Here is a 16,552-nt window from a genome sequence, read left to right on the forward strand (position 1 = left end):
CCGGGCGCAAGGCCACGCGACGCCACCCGGGCGGAAACCGGGCGGAAGGCCGCGCGACGCCGCTCCCCTGCGGAAACGGGCGAAGGGCGCGTGGCGCCGCTCCCCCCACCGGGAAGCGGCGCGGCGGGCGCGTCAGAGGATGAAACCCTCGGGGAACGGGTCACGAGGGTCGAGGAAGTACTGCGCGGTCCCGGTGACCCACGCTCTGCCGGTGATGGTCGGCACCACGGCGGGCCGCCCGCCGACGCTCGTCTCCTCCACCAGCCGCCCCACGAAGCGCGTGCCGATGAAGGACTCGTTGACGAAGTCGGCGCCCAGCGCCAGCTCGCCTCTGGCGTGCAGCTGGGCCATCCTGGCGCTGGTACCGGTACCGCACGGCGACCGGTCGAACCAGCCGGGGTAGATCGCCATGGCGTGCCTGGAGTGGGCGGCCGTCGAGCCGGGAGCCGCGAAGTACACGTGGTGGCAGCCCCTGATCCGGTCGTCCTCCCGGTGCACCGGCTCGTCGGACTCGTTGATCGCCGCCATCGTGGCCAGGCCCGCGGCCAGGATCTCGTTCTTCGCGGCCCGGTCGAAGGGCAGCTTGTAGGAGTCGAGGTCGACGACGGCGTAGAAGTTGCCGCCGTAGGCCAGGTCGTAGCGGACCTCGCCGAAGCCAGGTACCTCCACCACCGCGTCCAGCCGTTCGCTGTAGGCCGGCACGTTGCGCAGCGTCACCGACTCGGCGGCGCCGTCCTTGACGGCCACGTCCACGACGACCAGGCCCGCGGGCACCTCGAGGCGGACGGTGGTCACCGGTTCGACGACCTCCACCATCCCCGTCTCCACCAGCACGGTGGCCACGCCGATCGTGCCGTGGCCGCACATCGGCAGGTAGCCGGAGACCTCGATGAACAGCACCCCCCAGTCCGCGTCGGGCCTGGTGGGCGGCTGCAGGATGGCGCCACTCATGGCCGAGTGGCCGCGCGGCTCGTTCATCAGCAGCTGCTTGATCGGGTCGAGATGCTCGCGGAAGTACACGCGCCGCTCGGCCATGCTGTTGCCGGGGATCACGCCGACGCCGCCGACGATGACCCTGGTCGGCATGCCCTCGGTGTGGGAGTCGACGGCGTGGAAGACGCGCTTGGATCTCATGGTGGTCCAGCCTCTCTCATCGCACCTTCTCTCTCAGCGCAGGCCCTCGGCGAGCGCCTTTTCGGTGGCGGCCCTGATCACGGCGGCCTGCTCGTCGGTCAGCGGCAGCCTGGGCGCCCTGCAGGGACCGCCGTGGCGGCCCGCCACGTCCATGGACAGCTTGATGGCCTGCACGAACTCGGTCTTGGAGTCCCAGCGCAGCAGCGGGTGCAGCTGGCGGTACAGCGGCAGCGCGGTCTCCAGGTCGTGGGCCATGGCGGCGCGGTAGAGGGCGACGCTGGCGACGGGCAGCGCGTTGGGGTAGCCGGCGACCCAGCCCTTCGCGCCGGCCAGCGCCAGCTCGAGCACCACGTCGTCGGAGCCGATGAGCACGTCGAGCTCCGGCGCGAGCTCGGCGATCTCGTAGGCGCGCCGCACGTCGCCGGTGAACTCCTTGACGCCCACGATCAGGCCCTCGTCGAACAGCTTCGCCAGCAGCGCGGGCGTGAGGTCGACCTTGGTGTCGTAGGGGTTGTTGTAGGCCACGATCGGCAGGCCGGCCTTGGCGACCTCCCGGTAGTGGTCGATCACGATCCGCTCGTCGGCCCGGTAGGCGTTGGGCGGCAGCAGCATCACGCTCTCGCAGCCGGCCTCACGCGCCTGCTCGGCCCACCGGCGCGACTCGGCGGCGCCGTAGGCGGCGATGCCGGGCATCACGTTCCGGCCGCCGATGGCCTTCACCGCCGTCTCGACGGCCTTGGCACGCTCCTCCGCCGTCAGCGTCTGGTACTCGCCGAGCGAGCCGTTGACGGCCACGCCGTCACAGCCGTTCTCGACCAGCCAGCGGCAGTGCTCGGCGAACCCGTCGAAGTCGACCGACAGGTCCTCGCGCAGGGGCAGGGCCGTGGCGACCATGATTCCGTGCCAAGGCTCAACGCGGTTGCTCATCATCAATCCTCTCCAGACAGCCGAGGGGGATCGGCTGGGCAATGGGACGGCGGGGGGCTTGGGTGGTCGGCTCGCCCGACAGGCATGAGACGGCGTAGCCGCAGACGCGGCCCTGGCACCAGCCCATGCCCGGGCGGGCGAGCAGCTTGACCGACCGCGCGTCGGTCGCCCCCAGCGTCATGGCCTCGCGGACCGCGGCCAGGGGCACCTCCTCGCAGCGGCAGATGAGGGTGTCGTCGGCCAGCCAGTCCTGCCAGCCGGGTTGGACGGGATAGGCGTGCTGGAGCGCCTCGCCGAAGGCCCGCAGGCGTTCGGCGCGCCGACGCAGCACGCCCGGCACATGGTCGAGGGACCCGCCGGGGGCGGTCAGGTCGCGGGCGATGGTGAGGCCGGCGATGCGGCCCTCCAGCTCCGACAGGGCGGCGCCGCCGACGCCGGTGGGCTCGCCCGCGGCGTACACGCCTGCGACGGTGGTGCGCTGGGCGGCGTCGACGGCCACGACGGGGCTGCCGTCGGGCGAGTGGGCCGTGGCGCAGCCGAGCTGGACGGCCAGCTCGATCTGCGGGACGAAGCCGTAACCCGCCGCGACGGCGTCGCACTCGACGGTACGGGTCGACAGGATCCGCCAGGCGGGGTCCAGGCGGGCGACCGTCACGTGCGTGACGGAGGTGGTGCCGTGCGCGGCCACGACCGCGTGCCGCGTCCGGTACGGCACGCGCCGCCTGGCCAGCGCGGCCCCGTAGCCCACCGCCTCCCCCGCCTTGCCGGCCGCCAGCAGCGGGTGGCGGGCCAGCCCGAACAGGCCGTTGGCCTCGAAGACCCCGGCGACCGAGGCGCCCGCCCCGGCCAGCCCCGCGGCCACGGGCAGCAGGAAGGGCCCGGTGCCGGAGACCACCACGCGCCGCCCCGCCGTCACGCCGTTGCCCTTGAGCAGCGCCTGCGCGCCACCGGCGGTGAAGACGCCCGGCAGGTCCCATCCGGGGAAGGGCAGCGGCCTGTCGTGGGCGCCGGTGGCGACGAGCACGGCGCGGGCGGTGACGGAGACGGGCCGCTCGTCCCGCCCCTCCAGGCAGTGGACGGTGATCGAGCCGTCGCCGTCCTGCTCGACGGCCCACACCTTGTGGCCGAGCAGGAGGGTGGCCCTGGACTCCAGGGCACGGCACTGCCGGGCGAACCGGTCGGCGCCATGGCCGGTGGGCCGCCCGCCCGCCTGGTGGCGGAAGTACTGGCCGCCCAGGCGCGCGGCCGCGTCGATCAGGACGACGGACGCTCCGGCCTGGGCGGCGCTCAGCGCGCCGGCGACGCCCGCGGGGCCGCCGCCGATCACGACGACGTCGTAGCCGGAGTCGTGACGGGTGTCGTGAGCGGTGTCGTGGGTGGTCTCGTGGGTCATGAGGTCGTCACCTCGTCTCCCGGCATGGCCTCGACCAGGCAGGCGCGCTGGGATTCGCGTCCGTTGACGGTGACGAGGCAGTCGAAGCACACCCCGATCCCGCAGAACAGGCCGCGCGGCCGCCCGCCGTGCCTGGTGGTGCGCCAGGAGGTGATCCCGGCCGCGTGCAGGGCGGCGCCGACGGACTGGCCGGGGGTGACCCTCACCGGCCTGCCGTCGACGGTGATCTCGAAGCTCACGCGAATCTCCCTGGGCTGAACGGGGTGAGGTCGAGGTCGGTGCGCTCGCCGGCCAGCAGCTGGGAGAGCAGGTGTCCGGTGGCCGGCGCCAGTCCGATGCCCGCGCCCTCGTGACCGCAGGCGTGCAGCAGGCCGGGCACGCGCGGGTCGGCGCCGATGACGGGCAGGTGGTCCGGGCAGTACGGCCGGAAGCCGCAGTAGGACCTGATCACCCGCTTGTCCCGCAGCACGGGGAAGAGCGCGGTGGCCTGGGCGGCCAGCCTGCGCAGCACGGGGATCGAGATGGTGCGGTCGAAGCCGACGCGCTCCCTGCTGGCCCCGATGAGGACGGTGCCCGACGGCGTGCCCTCGACCACGCCTGAGGTCTCCAGGTCGGCCGAGTCGCTCGCGACGTTCGTCACGTAGGCGGCCGTGTAGACCTTGTGCCTGATCAGCGGCTCGGCGATGGGCTCGGTGACCAGGATGAATCCGCGCCTGGGCAGGATCGGCAGCTCGATGCCCGCCATGGCGGCGATCTCACCGCCCCACGTGCCCGCCGCGTTGACCACCGCGCCGCCGATGATGTCGCCGTGGTCGGTGCGCACGCCCGTGACCCTGCCGCCGTCGCCGCCCTCGCGCAGGAAGCCGGTGACGGTGACGCCCGTGCGCAGGCGCAGCGCTCCGTGCCCGAAGCTCTCGGCGCCGTGCCTGATGAGACGGGCGGCGGCCAGCATGGGCTGCACCTGGGCGTCCTGCGGGTAGAACACGCCGCCGGCCAGGCCCTGGGCCAGGTGCGGCTCGTAGTCGTGCAGCGCGCCGCCGGGCACCACCGTGTGCTCCACGCCCTGCTTGCCGGCCAGCGCGACCAGCTGCCGCTGGATCTGCTCGGTCTCGGCGACGACGAGGCCGCCCTTGGCCTCGTACTCGAACCCGCCGTGCGCGGCCAGTTCCCGCCACAGGCGGTTGGACAGCAGCGCCAGGTCGAGCTCGGGGCCCGGCTCCTTGTCGGAGACCAGCACGTTCCCCTCGCCCGCGCCCGTGGTGCCGCCCGCCACGGGGCCGCGGTCCAGGACTGTCACGTCCATGCCCGCGGCGGCCGCGTAGTAGGCGCACGCCGCGCCGACGACGCCGGCGCCGATGACGATCACGTCGGACATCGTCCGCTCTCACCTCCGGTCAGTAATATGTCACATAGCTATTAGCGCCGTCCAGCGGCCCCTCCAGTGGATCACTACCCCGACCTGCGCGTCGACTCGATGGAGGGACCGCGCACCCCGCCCCATACCATCGATGGCGTGAAATCTCTCTGGCCGCCGACCGCCCGCTCCATGACCCTGTGGGCCCTGCTCGGCGTGATCGCCAACGCCGGCATCACCGTCACGGGCGTGGCCGTGCGGGTCACGGGCTCCGGGCTCGGCTGCCCGACCTGGCCCAGGTGCACGCCGGACAGCTTCATCCCCGTCGCGCATCCCGAGCACAACTGGTTCAACATGTCGGTGGAGTTCGGCAACCGGCTGTTCACCTTCGCCGTGCTCGCGGTGGGCGCCATGTGCCTGGTGACAGCCTGGCGGCTGCGGCCGCACCGCCCCGACCTGGTGAAGCTGGCGTGGCTGCAGCCCGCCGGGGTCCTCGCCCAGGCGCTGTGGGGCGGCCTGGTGGTGCGCAGCATGCTCCACCCCGTCACGGTCAGCGTGCACTTCCTGATCTCCGTCGGCCTGATGGCGGGCTGCTGGGCCCTCTACGCCCGCTCCCGCGAGGGCCGGGGCCCGGCCAGGACCGTGGTGCACCGCGACATCCGCAGGCTCGGCAACGTGCTGGTGGCCGCCGTGGCCGTGCTGCTGGTGGCCGGCGTCGTGGTCACGGGCACCGGCCCCCACTCGGGCGACGAGCTGGCCAGCCGCTTCGCCTTCGACATCGAGGCCGTGGCGCGGCTGCACGCCGACGTCGTCTACGTCGTCGTCGGCCTCACCTTCGCCCTGCTGTTCGCGCTCCACGTCACCCGCGCGCCCCAGCCGGCCCGCAGGGCGGCGCTCGCGCTGCTGCTGATCGAGCTGGCCCAGGGCGCCATCGGCTACATCCAGTACTTCCTCGCCGTGCCCGCCGCCCTCGTCGCCCTCCACGTGCTCGGCTCGACGCTGGTGTGGATCGGCGCGCTGCGGGTGGTCACCAGCCTCCGCGTCCGCGAGGAGCTGCCCGCCGGCGTCCCGGCGCGGCCGGTTCCCCTCCCCCACTGACCGCCCGCCCCCGACGTGAGGCGTATGGCACGATAAGTCCGCCACTCCCCCACCGGTGGAAGGTGGACTTTCGTGCCGTTTGCCAGGAACATCCGCTTCTCCCGTACGGCGCTGCGCCGCGCCTACCAGGTCGCGGTGGCGCTGAGCGTGCTGGCGATCACCCCCTTGACGTGGGTGTGGCTGAGCAGCGACCACCGCCGCGTGGTCGCCGGCCCGCCGGGATGGCTCGACGAGGTGCCCTCCTCCGGCGCCGCGCTGGTCCTGGGCGCCGGCCTCTTCTCCGGCCGGCCCAGCCCGTTCCTGGCCAAGCGGCTGGACATCGCCGCCGAGCTCTACCGGGCGGGCAAGGTCAAGGCGCTGCTGCTGTCGGGCGACAACAGCCGCAAGGACTACGACGAGCCCTCGGCGATGCGCGACTACCTGCTGGCCAGGGGCGTGCCCGACGCCGTCATCGTGCGCGACTACGCCGGCTTCGACACCTGGGACTCCTGCGTGCGGGCCCGCGAGGTCTTCGGCGCGAGGGACGTCACCGTGGTCACGCAGGTCTTCCACCTGCCGCGGGCCGTCACGCTGTGCCGTACGGCCGGCCTGGAGACCTTCGGCGTGGGCGACGACTCCTCCCGGCAGTGGGCGGTGACCACCTACGCCTCGGCCGGCCGGGAGTTCTTCGCCGCGGCGAAGGCGCTCGGCGACGTCGTGCTCGGCACGAAGCCGGTCTTCCCCGGGCCGCGGGAGACCTCACTCCACGAGGCTCAGAGCGGCCACTGACCCTCGCTGGACGGAGCGGGCGCGCCGGGCGCGTAGCCGGGCGGCGGGGTGCCCTGGGCGGCGGCCCTGGCGTGACGCTCGGGGATCGGGAACCGCGCCCTGGCCGCGCTCATGCATTCCAGCAGCGCCCGCTGCTCCTCGTGGAAGGTCTGGTCGTCGACGATGTGGCGGGCCGCCCGCTCGTGCAGCAGCCCCAGCTCGGTGGCGGCCAGCTGGTAGTCGCTCATCGCGCGCAGCCCCTCCTTGCCGCCGTGCGCCTTGGCCCACTGCCGGGCCTGCCTGCGCCGCGACAGCGCCGACAGCATGTAGATGTCGGCCACGTCGACCAGCCTGGTCGGCTCGTAGGGCGGAAGGTAGCGCTGCAGCAGCGCCACGATGCGGCGCCGGTCGCGGACCACCACCCCGATGAGGACCAGCAGCACGACCATCAGCACCAGGTAGGCGGTCACCAGCCCGGCGAAGCCGCCGTAGGAGGCCAGGCCGTTCCACATGCCGTGCAGGAGCATGGCGGCGATCCAGCCGGCCAGGATGACCAGGGCCCGGTCGGGACCCGTCCGGCGGGCGGCGTAGGCGACGGCCACGCCCGTCATCGAGGTGAACAGCGGGTGGGCGAACGGCGACAGGATGCCGCGCAGCACGACCGTCACGGCCAGCCCCTGCACGCCGAGCTGGTCCTGGGCGGCGATGTAGTAGCTGACGTTCTCGGACATCGCGAAGCCGAGCCCGACCATGCTGGCGTAGATGACGCCGTCGGTGGGCCCGTCGAGCTCGGCGCGCCTGAACCTGAGCAGGCCGAGCAGCACCAGGCCCTTCATGGTCTCCTCGACCACGGGCGCGCCGAAGGTGGCGGCGATGTTGCGCGCGCTGGCCGCCGACAGGCCGACGGTGTCGGTGATGTAGTGCAGGTTGAGCGAGTTGATCACACCGGCCACCAGCACGGCGATGCCCGCGCCCCAGGCGTAGGCGAAGATCAGGTTGCTGCGCGGCTCCGGCTCCATCCGGTCGAGGGCGAGCACGGCCGCCAGCAGCAGCGGCACCGGCGCCATGGCCAGGACGAGCGCGACGAGGAACTGCACGGGCGCGCCGTTGAGCACATCGAAGGAGAACGACACCAGGGCGCAGATGCCCGCCAGCACCAGGCCCGCGATCAACGCGAAGGACGGCCGGTCCTTGAACACCCAGCGTGGATCACGGGTCTTCATACGGTGACTGTAACGGATGCCCATGGCGCTGTCCTTCCCCCGCGGGGAGCGGGTCAGGCCAGCAGCGGATCGATCGCGACCGCGAGGAACAGCAGCGCCAGGTAGGCGTTGGACCAGTGGAAGAAGCGCATCGGCCGCAGGTCGACGCCGCTCTTGCCGGCGTTGAGCCGGCCGAGCAGACGGTAGATCTCCACCAGGCAGAACGCGCCGAGCACCACCGCGACGATCGGGTAGAGCAGCGTGGTGTCCGCCACCGGCCACAGCAGCAGCGAGCAGGCCACCGTCGCCCAGGTGTAGGCGATGGACTCCAGCACGACCCTGCGCTCGGTGGCCACGACGGGCAGCATGGGGATCGAGGCCGCCGCGTAGTCCTCCTTGTAGCGCATCGCCAGCGTCCAGGTGTGCGGCGGCGTCCAGAAGAACACCACGCCGAACAGGACCAGCGGCGTCCAGTCGAGGCCGCCGGTGATGCCGGCCCAGCCGATGACGACGGGCATGCAGCCGGCCAGGCCGCCCCACACGATGTTCTGCGACGTGCGCCGCTTGAGGATCATCGAGTAGACGAAGACGTAGAACAGGATCGCCGACAGGTTGAGCGCCGCCGCCACCAGGTTGGTGGTGATCCACATGCCCGCGACGGACAGGACGCCGAGGACGATGCCGAAGACCAGCGCAGCGCGTGGCGTGACCTGGTGCCTGGCCAGCGGCCGCTTGCGCGTGCGGCGCATCTTCACGTCGATGTCGCGGTCGATGTAGCAGTTGAGCGCGTTGGCGCTGCCCGCCGACAGCGTGCCGAACACCATGACCGACAGGGCCTTCCACAGCGGCGGCAGGCCGTCGGCGGCCAGGAACATGACCGGCAGCGTCGTGATCAGGAGCAGCTCGATGACCCGCGGCTTGGTCAGCGCGACGTACGCCTTGACGACCGCGGCGAAGGAGCGCGTCCCCCGTTGCGGCGCCGCGGCCGCCACGGGGGCCGCGGCCGGCGATTGCCTGTTCGTGAGCACCGTCAAGGCGCTTCCAGCGAGTGCGGAGTCAACGCGTAACCTCTGAAGAGAGCGGAACCGTGGACGCCGGGCACCAGACGTCCTTGCGAACAAACAAACTGTAGTCGCAGGGTGAGCCGGTCCGGCCAATGGGGGCACCGGGGGGCGGGTTGGTCCTCTTCACCAAGGTCCACTCAGTTAGGGTCGGTGTGGGCGGAAAAAGCCACCAGCACCGCCATGACAACGAGATTCCGGAGATCGAGCAGTTGAGCACCTTTGAATGGACCGACCTCGACAAGAAGGCGGTCGACGTCGTCCGAGCTTTGGCCATGGACGCGGTCGAGAAGGCGGGCTCCGGGCACCCGGGCACCGCGATGAGCCTTGCGCCGGCGGCGTACCTGCTCTTCCAGCGGACGATGCGCCACGACCCGACGGACGCGACCTGGGTGGGCCGTGACCGTTTCGTCCTGTCGTGCGGCCACTCCAGCCTGACGCTCTACATCCAGCTCTTCCTGTCGGGCTACGGCCTGACCCTCGAGGACATCGAGCGGCTGCGCAGCTGGGGCAGCCGCACGCCCGGTCACCCCGAGCACGGCCACACCGTCGGCGTGGAGACCACCACCGGCCCGCTCGGCCAGGGCGTCGGCAACGCGGTCGGCATGGCGATGGCCGCCCGCCGCGAGCGCGGCCTGTTCGACCCGGACGCCGCGCCCGGCACCAGCCCCTTCGACCACCACATCTGGTGCTTCGCCTCCGAGGGCGACATCGAGGAGGGCATCAGCCACGAGGTCAGCGCCCTGGCCGCGCACCAGAAGCTGGGCAACCTGACGGTGCTGTTCGACTCCAACCACATCTCCATCGAGGACGACACCCAGATCGCCCTGTCGGAGGACGTGGTCAGGCGCTACGAGGCCTACGGCTGGCACGTCCAGACCGTCGACTGGACCCAGACCGGCGAGTACGTCGAGGACGTCAAGGCGCTGCACGAGGCGCTCGAGGCGACCCGCGCCGAGACCGAGCGGCCGTCGTTCATCAGGCTGCGCACGATCATCGGCTGGCCGGCGCCCAACAAGCAGAACACCGGCAAGATCCACGGGGCCGCCCTCGGCGAGGCGGAGGTGGCCGCCACCAAGACGATCCTCGGGATGGATCCCTCCAGGACCTTCGACGTGCCCGCCGAGGTGCTGGAGCACGCCCGCCAGGTGGCCGAGCGCGGCCGCGCCACCCATGCCGAGTGGGAGAAGTCCTACGTCGACTGGCGCCAGGCCAACCCGGAGCGGGCCGCCGAGTTCGACCGCATCTCCGAGCGGGAGCTGCCCAACGGCTGGGCCCAGGCGCTGCCGACCTTCGAGACCGGCGCGTCGATCTCGACCCGCAAGGCCTCGGGCGAGGTGCTCGGCGCGCTGGCCAGGGTGCTGCCCGAGCTGTGGGGCGGCTCGGCCGACCTGGCCGAGTCGAACAACACCACGATGAAGGGCGAGCCGTCCTTCATCCCGGAGGAGTACCAGACCAAGGAGTTCCCCGGTAACCCCTACGGCCGCACGCTCCACTTCGGCATCCGCGAGCACGGCATGGGCGCCATCCTCAACGGCATCGCCCTGCACGGCGGCACCCGCCCCTACGGCGGCACCTTCCTGGTGTTCTCCGACTACATGCGGCCCGCCGTACGGCTGGCGGCGCTGATGAAGCTGCCGGTCATCTACGTCTGGACGCACGACTCCATCGGCCTGGGCGAGGACGGCCCCACGCACCAGCCGGTCGAGCACCTGTGGTCGCTGCGCGCCATCCCCGGCCTCGACATCGTCCGGCCCGCCGACGCCAACGAGACCGCGGCGGCCTGGAAGACGGTGCTCAAGCACACCGACCGCCCTGCCGGGCTGGCCCTGACGCGGCAGAACCTGCCGGTGTTCGAGGGCACCAGCGCCGAGGGCGTGGCCAGGGGCGGCTACGTGCTGCGCGAGGCCTCCACCCGGCAGCCGCAGGCGGTGCTGATCGCCACCGGCAGCGAGGTCGAGATCGCCGTCGCGGCGCGCGACTTGCTGGAGTCCGAGGGAATTCCGACGCGGGTTGTCTCGATGCCGTGTGTCGAATGGTTCAACGGGCAGGATTCCGCTTACCGGGAGCGGGTGCTGCCGCCGACGGTCAAGGCCCGCGTCGCCGTCGAAGCGGGAATCGCGCTGGGCTGGCGGGAGTTCGTTGGAGAGGCAGGCGAAGTGGTCAGCCTTGAGCACTTCGGCGCGTCGGCGCCGTACCGGACGCTGTACCAGCAGTTCGGACTCACCGCCGAGCGGGTCGCGGCCGCGGCCAAGGCCAGCCTCGCCAAGCTGGGGTACGACAAGGGCGAGACGACGGGAAACTAGGAAATGTCGGAAATCCTGAAGAAGCTCACGAGCCAGGGCGTCTCCATCTGGCTCGATGACATCAGCCGCGAGCGCCTGCGCAGCGGCAACCTGGAGCAGCTGATCCGCGAGAAGAGCGTCGTGGGTGTGACCTCCAACCCGACGATCTTCGCCAACGCGCTCAGCAAGGGCGACGCCTACGACGCCCAGCTGCACGACCTCGCCGTGCGCGGGGTCGACGTCGGCGAGGCCGTACGCGCCATCACCACCTACGACATCCGCTGGGCCGCCGACGTGCTGCGCCCGATCCACGACGCCACGGGCGGCGTGGACGGCCGGGTGTCGCTCGAGGTCGACCCGCGCCTGGCGCGGGAGACGGACAAGACGGTCGCCGAGGCTCGCTTCCTGTGGTGGGCGGTCGACCGGCCCAACCTGCTCATCAAGATCCCCGCGACGGTCGAGGGCCTGCCCGCGATCACGCAGGCGATCTCCGAGGGCATCAGCGTCAACGTCACGCTGATCTTCTCCCTCGAGCGCTACCGCGCGGTCATGGACGCCTGGCTGGCCGGCCTCGAGGCCGCGCAGGCCAAGGGCCTGGACCTGGCGGGCATCGAGTCGGTGGCCTCCTTCTTCGTCAGCCGCGTCGACACCGAGATCGACAAGCGGCTCGACAAGCTGGGCAGGCCGGAGCTCAAGGGCAAGGCGGGCGTGGCCAACGCGCGCCTGGCCTACGCCGCCTTCGAGGAGGTCACGAGCTCCGAGCGCTGGCAGCGGCTGCGCGCCGCGGGCGCCCGCCCGCAGCGCCCGCTGTGGGCCTCCACCGGCGTCAAGGACCCCAACTACGCCGACACGATGTACGTCGACGAGCTGGTGGCCCCCGGCACGGTCAACACCATGCCGGAGAAGACGCTCGACGCCGTCGCCGACCACGGCCGCATCACGGGTGACACCATCCGTCCCTTCTACGAGCAGGCCTGGAACACCATGGCCGCGCTCAAGGACGCGGGCATCGACTACGACGACGTCGTGAAGGTGCTGGAGGACGAAGGCGTCGACAAGTTCGAGGCCTCCTGGAACGACCTGCTCGACAGCGTCAAGAAGAAGCTGGCCGGCTGACGATGGAGGTGACCTACCGCGAGGAGGGGGTGGCCGAGGCCGCCGCCTCCGTCGCGGAGCGGCTGGCCGGCGTGCCCGCCCGCCTCGCGGCGGGCGACGCTGCTCTGTGGGGGCCGGCGGCCGAGGCCGAGGCGGCCGCGCGCCTCGGCTGGCTCACCCTGCCGCGCACCTCGCGCGAGCTGCTCCCCGAGCTCGGCAAGCTCGTGGAGCGGGCTCGCGCGGAGGAGCTCGACCACGTGGTGCTGGCCGGCATGGGCGGCTCCTCGCTGGCCCCCGAAGTCATCTGCAATACCGCCGACGTGGCGCTGACCGTCCTCGACACCACCGACCCCCAGCAGGTACGGCGGGCGCTCGACGACCGGCTCGACCGCACGATCGTGGTGGTGGCCAGCAAGAGCGGCTCGACCGTCGAGACCGACAGCCACCGCAGGATCTACGAGGAGGCCTTCCGGGCGGCGGGCATCGACCCGGCCGGGCGGATCGTGGTCGTCACCGACCCCGGCTCGCCCCTTGAGCAGGCCGCGATCGAGGCGGGTTACCCGGTCTTCCTGGGCGATCCCGACGTCGGCGGCCGCTACTCGGCGCTGTCGGCCTTCGGCCTGGTGCCGAGCGCGCTGGCGGGAGCCGACGTCGAGTACCTGCTCGACGAGGCCGAGGACGTGCTGCCCCTGCTGGGGCGGGTGGAGGGCAATCCCGGCCTCGCGCTGGGCGCCGCGCTCGGCGGCGCCGCCCTGGCCGGGCAGGACAAGCTGATCCTCGAGGACCAGCTCAGCGAGATCAACGGCCTGCCCGACTGGATCGAGCAGCTGGTGGCCGAGTCCACCGGCAAGCACGGCAAGGGCATCCTGCCGGTCGTCGCCGAGCCGACGGGCGCGCGCGACGAGCTGGTCGTCACGATCGCCTCCGACGACGGCGACATCAGGGTCGACGGTTCGCTCGGCGCGCAGTTCCTGGTGTGGGAGTACGCCACGGCCGTGGCCGGGCTGCTGCTGGAGGTCAACCCCTTCGACCAGCCCGACGTGGCCGAGGCGAAGGACAACACCGCGCGCGTCCTGGCCGAGGGGCCGGCCCTCGCCGCCCCGGCGCTGGTCGACGGGCCCGTCGAGGTGTACGGCGAGACCCACGCCAAGGACCTGTCGGGGGTGTTCACCGAGCTGCTGCACGCCGTCCCCGCCGACGGCTACCTGGCCGTCATGGCCTACCTCGACCGGCTGGCCGCCTTCGACGCGCCGGTGCCCGAGAACGCCGACTTCGAGCAGATGACCGAGGCGTGGATGGCGGCCGACGCCCACACGCTGCGGGCGCAGCTGGCCGTACGGACCGAGCGGCCCGTGACGTTCGGCTGGGGCCCCCGCTTCCTGCACTCGACGGGGCAGTACCACAAGGGCGGCCCGCCGAACGGGGTGTTCCTGCAGATCACCGGCGCCGTGACGGCCGACGTCCAGGTCCCCGGCAAGCCGTACACGCTGGGTGAGCTGCAGCTCGCCCAGGCACTGGGCGACCAGCGGGCCCTCGCCGGGCGAGGACGGCCCGCCATACGACTGCATTTGACCGACCGCGTAGCGGGAATCGCCCACCTGCTCGCGGCCGCACAGGAGGTCTGAGATGACTGATCCGGCAGCGCCCGTGGAGGAGGCCGCCACCGCGGCGGCCGCCGCCGCGAGCACGGCCACCACCCTCGAGGCGGCCGCCGCCAACCCGCTGCGTGACCTGCGGGACAAGCGGCTGCCCAGGGTCGCGGGCCCATGCGTGCTGGTACTTTTCGGCGTGACCGGAGACCTGGCCAAGCGCAAGCTGCTGCCGGCGATTTACGACCTGGGCAACAGGGGGCTGCTGCCACCCGGTTTCTCCCTCGTCGGTTTCGCCCGCCGCGACTGGGCAAACCAGGATTTCGCGCAGCTCACCCATGACGCGGTGAAGGAGCACGCGCGCACGCCGTTCCGTGAGGAGGTCTGGAAGCAGCTGGCCGAGGGCATCCACTTCGTGCCCGGCGAGTTCTCCGACGACGGCGCCTTCGACGCGCTGGCGATGGCGTTGAAGGAGATCGACCAGACCAGGGGCACCGGGGGCAACTACGCGTTCTACCTGTCGGTGCCGCCGAAGTTCTTCCCCACCGTGGTGAAGCAGCTCAAGCGCACGGGCCTGGCCGAGGCGCCCGAGGGCTCGTGGCGGCGCGTGGTGATCGAGAAGCCGTTCGGGCACGACCTGCGCAGCGCCCACGAGCTGAACGAGATCACCACCGAGGCCTTCCCGGAGAGCTCGATCTTCAGGATCGACCACTACCTGGGCAAGGAGACGGTCCAGAACATCATGGCGCTGAGGTTCGCCAACAACCTCTACGAGCCGATCTGGAACCGCGGCTACGTCGACCACGTGCAGATCACCATGGCCGAGGACATCGGCCTGGCCGGCCGCGCCGGCTACTACGACGGCATCGGCGCGGCCCGCGACGTGATCCAGAACCACCTGCTCCAGCTGCTGGCGCTGGTGGCGATGGAGGACCCGACCTCCTTCGAGGCCAACTCCCTGCGCAGGGAGAAGGAGAAGGTCCTCAAGGCGGTACGGCTGCCCGCCGACCTGGCCCACTACACCGCGCGCGGCCAGTACGCGGCCGGCTGGCAGGGCGGCGAGAAGGTGGTCGGATACCTCGAGGAGGACGGCATCTCGCCGACCTCGACGACCGAGACCTACGCGGCCATCAAGCTGGAGATCGCCAACAGGCGCTGGGCGGGCGTGCCGTTCTACCTGCGCACGGGCAAGCGGCTGGGCCGCCGCGTCACCGAGGTGGCGGTCGTCTTCCAGAAGGCGCCGCACCTGCCCTTCAGCAAGGACGACACCGAGATCCTCGGCCACAACGCCCTGGTCATCAGGGTGCAGCCGGACGAGGGCATCACCGTGCGGTTCGGCTCGAAGGTGCCGGGCACCGCGATGGAGGTGCGCGACGTGTCCATGGACTTCGCCTACGGCGAGTCGTTCCTGGAGTCGTCGCCCGAGGCGTACGAGCGGTTGCTGCTGGACGTGATGATCGGCGACCCGCCGCTCTTCCCGCACCAGCGCGAGGTGGAGCTGTCGTGGATGATCCTCGACCCGATCGAGGAGCACTGGGCCACCCAGGGCCAGCCCGAGCCGTATCCGTCCGGCACCTGGGGCCCGCCGTCGGCGGACGAGATGATGGCCCGTGACGGCCGGGTGTGGAGGCGACTGTGAACGAGCGTAGGCGGGATGCCATGAGACCGGCGAAGGAGGGCTCATGACGTCGTTCATGCTGACGGACACCACGGCCGGGAAGATCTCAGGACAGCTCACCCGGCTGCGTCACCAGATGGGCGTGCCGGCGATCGGCATGGTGCTGACGCTGGTGGTGATCTGCGACGAGCGCGACCAGTACGACAGCGTACGGGCCGCCACCGAGGCCGCCCGCGAGCACCCCTCGCGGATCCTGGTGGTGATCAACCGGGAGCGCGACGAGTCCAACAGGCTCGACGCGGAGCTGCGCGTCGGTGAGTCGGCGCCCGGAGAGGTCGTGGTGCTGCGCCTGTACGGCGAGCTGACCGAGCACGCCGACTCGGTGGTCAGCCCGCTGCTGCTGCCCGACACCCCGGTGGTGGCCTGGTGGCCGGGTGAGGCGCCCGACGTGCCCGCCGAGGACTCGATCGGGACGCTGGCCCAGCGCCGGATCACCGACGCCAAGGCGGCCCGCGAGGGCATCAGGGCGCTGGCCGGCCGGGCCAAGGGCTACGCGCCGGGCGACACCGACCTGGCGTGGGCGCGGCTGACGCCGTGGCGCAGCCTGCTGGCCGCCGCCTTCGACCAGCCGGTGGGCAGGGTGAAGAAGGGCTTCGTCGACGGGGCGGCCGGCAACACCAGCGCGCCGCTGCTGGCGGCGTGGCTGGCCGACCGGCTGGGCGCGCCAGTGAAGACGGCCGACTCGGCGGGTCCCGGCCTGACCTCGGTACGGCTGTCGCTCGACGGCGGGGAGGTCGCCGTCACCCGCAGCGACGCCCGCCTGGCCACGCTCTCGCGTCCGGGGCAGCCGGACCGGCACGTGGCGCTGGCCCGGCGGAGCACGGCCGAGCTGCTGGCCGAGGAGCTGCGCAGGCTCGACCCCGACGAGATCTACGAGGCGGCGCTGAAGCGGCTGGCCCGCACGCACAAGGGCTGAGGCCAGCGTCCGAGGGCCCCGGGTTCGACGGAACCCGGGGCCCTCGGCGTCGGCGTCCCTTCGGGGATCTCCC

14 protein-coding genes are annotated in these 16,552 nt (G+C 72.0%); 7 read left to right on the forward strand and 7 right to left on the reverse strand.

Features of this window, described 5'->3' with window-relative positions; genetic code table 11:
• Positions 1–132: 132 nt before the first annotated feature.
• The 5 genes from ACWDLG_RS28735 to ACWDLG_RS28755 are packed head-to-tail and all read right to left on the reverse strand — an operon-like array spanning position 133 to position 4,829.
• A complete protein-coding gene (locus ACWDLG_RS28735) occupies positions 133–1,134 on the reverse strand; it encodes a proline racemase family protein (protein WP_354907105.1) in 1,002 nt (333 codons plus the stop codon).
• Between the two features lie 33 nt (positions 1,135–1,167).
• The gene (locus ACWDLG_RS28740) at positions 1,168–2,028 is read right to left on the reverse strand and encodes a dihydrodipicolinate synthase family protein (RefSeq protein WP_449925680.1); all 861 of its coding nucleotides are present in this window, start codon (positions 2,026–2,028) and stop codon (positions 1,168–1,170) included.
• A gap of 16 nt (positions 2,029–2,044) precedes the next feature.
• On the reverse strand, positions 2,045–3,454 hold the full coding sequence (locus tag ACWDLG_RS28745) for an FAD-dependent oxidoreductase (RefSeq protein ID WP_449925682.1): 1,410 nt from the start codon (positions 3,452–3,454) through the stop codon (positions 2,045–2,047).
• Positions 3,451–3,693, reverse strand: coding sequence for a (2Fe-2S)-binding protein (locus ACWDLG_RS28750; protein WP_354907108.1), 243 nt, complete (start codon positions 3,691–3,693; stop codon positions 3,451–3,453). The genes ACWDLG_RS28745 and ACWDLG_RS28750 overlap by 4 nt, the downstream gene beginning before the upstream one ends.
• Positions 3,690–4,829 carry an NAD(P)/FAD-dependent oxidoreductase gene (locus ACWDLG_RS28755; protein WP_449925685.1) on the reverse strand — a complete coding sequence of 380 codons (1,140 nt, stop codon included), beginning with the start codon at positions 4,827–4,829 and terminating at the stop codon, positions 3,690–3,692. The genes ACWDLG_RS28750 and ACWDLG_RS28755 overlap by 4 nt, the downstream gene beginning before the upstream one ends.
• A 138-nt stretch (positions 4,830–4,967) precedes the next feature.
• Between ACWDLG_RS28755 and ACWDLG_RS28760 the strand changes: the two genes are divergently transcribed.
• Together ACWDLG_RS28760 and ACWDLG_RS28765 are read left to right on the forward strand one after the other, a co-directional pair.
• On the forward strand, positions 4,968–5,906 hold the full coding sequence (locus tag ACWDLG_RS28760) for a COX15/CtaA family protein (protein ID WP_449925687.1): 939 nt from the start codon (positions 4,968–4,970) through the stop codon (positions 5,904–5,906).
• Positions 5,907–5,978: 72 nt separating this feature from the next.
• Positions 5,979–6,674 carry a SanA/YdcF family protein gene (locus ACWDLG_RS28765; RefSeq protein WP_449925689.1) on the forward strand — a complete coding sequence of 232 codons (696 nt, stop codon included), beginning with the start codon at positions 5,979–5,981 and terminating at the stop codon, positions 6,672–6,674.
• Here ACWDLG_RS28765 and ACWDLG_RS28770 read toward each other — a convergent pair.
• Both ACWDLG_RS28770 and ACWDLG_RS28775 read right to left on the reverse strand, forming a co-directional pair.
• The gene (locus ACWDLG_RS28770) at positions 6,659–7,876 is read right to left on the reverse strand and encodes a PrsW family intramembrane metalloprotease (RefSeq protein WP_354907112.1); all 1,218 of its coding nucleotides are present in this window, start codon (positions 7,874–7,876) and stop codon (positions 6,659–6,661) included. The two genes, ACWDLG_RS28765 and ACWDLG_RS28770, sit on opposite strands and share 16 nt — an antisense overlap.
• A 53-nt stretch (positions 7,877–7,929) precedes the next feature.
• The gene (locus ACWDLG_RS28775; protein WP_449925691.1) at positions 7,930–8,889 is read right to left on the reverse strand and encodes a heme o synthase; all 960 of its coding nucleotides are present in this window, start codon (positions 8,887–8,889) and stop codon (positions 7,930–7,932) included.
• 239 nt (positions 8,890–9,128) lie between these two features.
• On the opposite strand from ACWDLG_RS28775, the gene tkt reads away from it, so the two are divergent.
• Genes tkt through ACWDLG_RS28800 form a run of 5 tightly spaced genes read left to right on the forward strand, consistent with a single transcriptional unit; the run spans position 9,129 to position 16,479 of the window.
• Positions 9,129–11,222 (forward strand): transketolase, encoded by a 2,094-nt coding sequence (gene tkt / locus ACWDLG_RS28780; protein ID WP_449925693.1) that lies wholly within the window; start codon positions 9,129–9,131, stop codon positions 11,220–11,222.
• Positions 11,223–11,225: 3 nt separating this feature from the next.
• Positions 11,226–12,317, forward strand: coding sequence for a transaldolase (tal, locus tag ACWDLG_RS28785; RefSeq protein WP_449925696.1), 1,092 nt, complete (start codon positions 11,226–11,228; stop codon positions 12,315–12,317).
• A 2-nt stretch (positions 12,318–12,319) separates the two neighbouring features.
• Positions 12,320–13,921, forward strand: coding sequence for a glucose-6-phosphate isomerase (locus ACWDLG_RS28790; RefSeq protein ID WP_354907116.1), 1,602 nt, complete (start codon positions 12,320–12,322; stop codon positions 13,919–13,921).
• A 1-nt stretch (position 13,922) separates the two neighbouring features.
• Positions 13,923–15,524, forward strand: coding sequence for a glucose-6-phosphate dehydrogenase (zwf, locus tag ACWDLG_RS28795; RefSeq protein ID WP_354907117.1), 1,602 nt, complete (start codon positions 13,923–13,925; stop codon positions 15,522–15,524).
• Positions 15,525–15,567: 43 nt separating this feature from the next.
• Positions 15,568–16,479, forward strand: a complete 912-nt coding sequence (locus tag ACWDLG_RS28800) for a glucose-6-phosphate dehydrogenase assembly protein OpcA (RefSeq protein ID WP_449925700.1) — start codon at positions 15,568–15,570, stop codon at positions 16,477–16,479.
• The last annotated feature ends 73 nt before the right edge of the window (positions 16,480–16,552 follow it).

This window comes from Nonomuraea sp. NPDC003727, assembly GCF_053586935.1.

Bases quoted from the DNA above. Each gene is read 5' to 3' on its own strand.
- ACWDLG_RS28735 (WP_354907105.1), bottom strand. From the start codon at position 1,134: ATGAGATCCAAGCGCGTCTTCCACGCCGTCGACTCCCACACCGAGGGC.
- ACWDLG_RS28790 (WP_354907116.1), top strand. From the start codon at position 12,320: ATGGAGGTGACCTACCGCGAGGAGGGGGTGGCCGAGGCCGCCGCCTCC.
- zwf (WP_354907117.1), top strand. From the start codon at position 13,923: ATGACTGATCCGGCAGCGCCCGTGGAGGAGGCCGCCACCGCGGCGGCC.
- ACWDLG_RS28745 (WP_449925682.1), bottom strand. From the start codon at position 3,454: ATGACCCACGAGACCACCCACGACACCGCTCACGACACCCGTCACGAC.
- ACWDLG_RS28770 (WP_354907112.1), bottom strand. From the start codon at position 7,876: ATGAAGACCCGTGATCCACGCTGGGTGTTCAAGGACCGGCCGTCCTTC.
- ACWDLG_RS28740 (WP_449925680.1), bottom strand. From the start codon at position 2,028: ATGGTCGCCACGGCCCTGCCCCTGCGCGAGGACCTGTCGGTCGACTTC.
- ACWDLG_RS28800 (WP_449925700.1), top strand. From the start codon at position 15,568: ATGACGTCGTTCATGCTGACGGACACCACGGCCGGGAAGATCTCAGGA.
- ACWDLG_RS28755 (WP_449925685.1), bottom strand. From the start codon at position 4,829: ATGTCCGACGTGATCGTCATCGGCGCCGGCGTCGTCGGCGCGGCGTGC.
- tal (WP_449925696.1), top strand. From the start codon at position 11,226: ATGTCGGAAATCCTGAAGAAGCTCACGAGCCAGGGCGTCTCCATCTGG.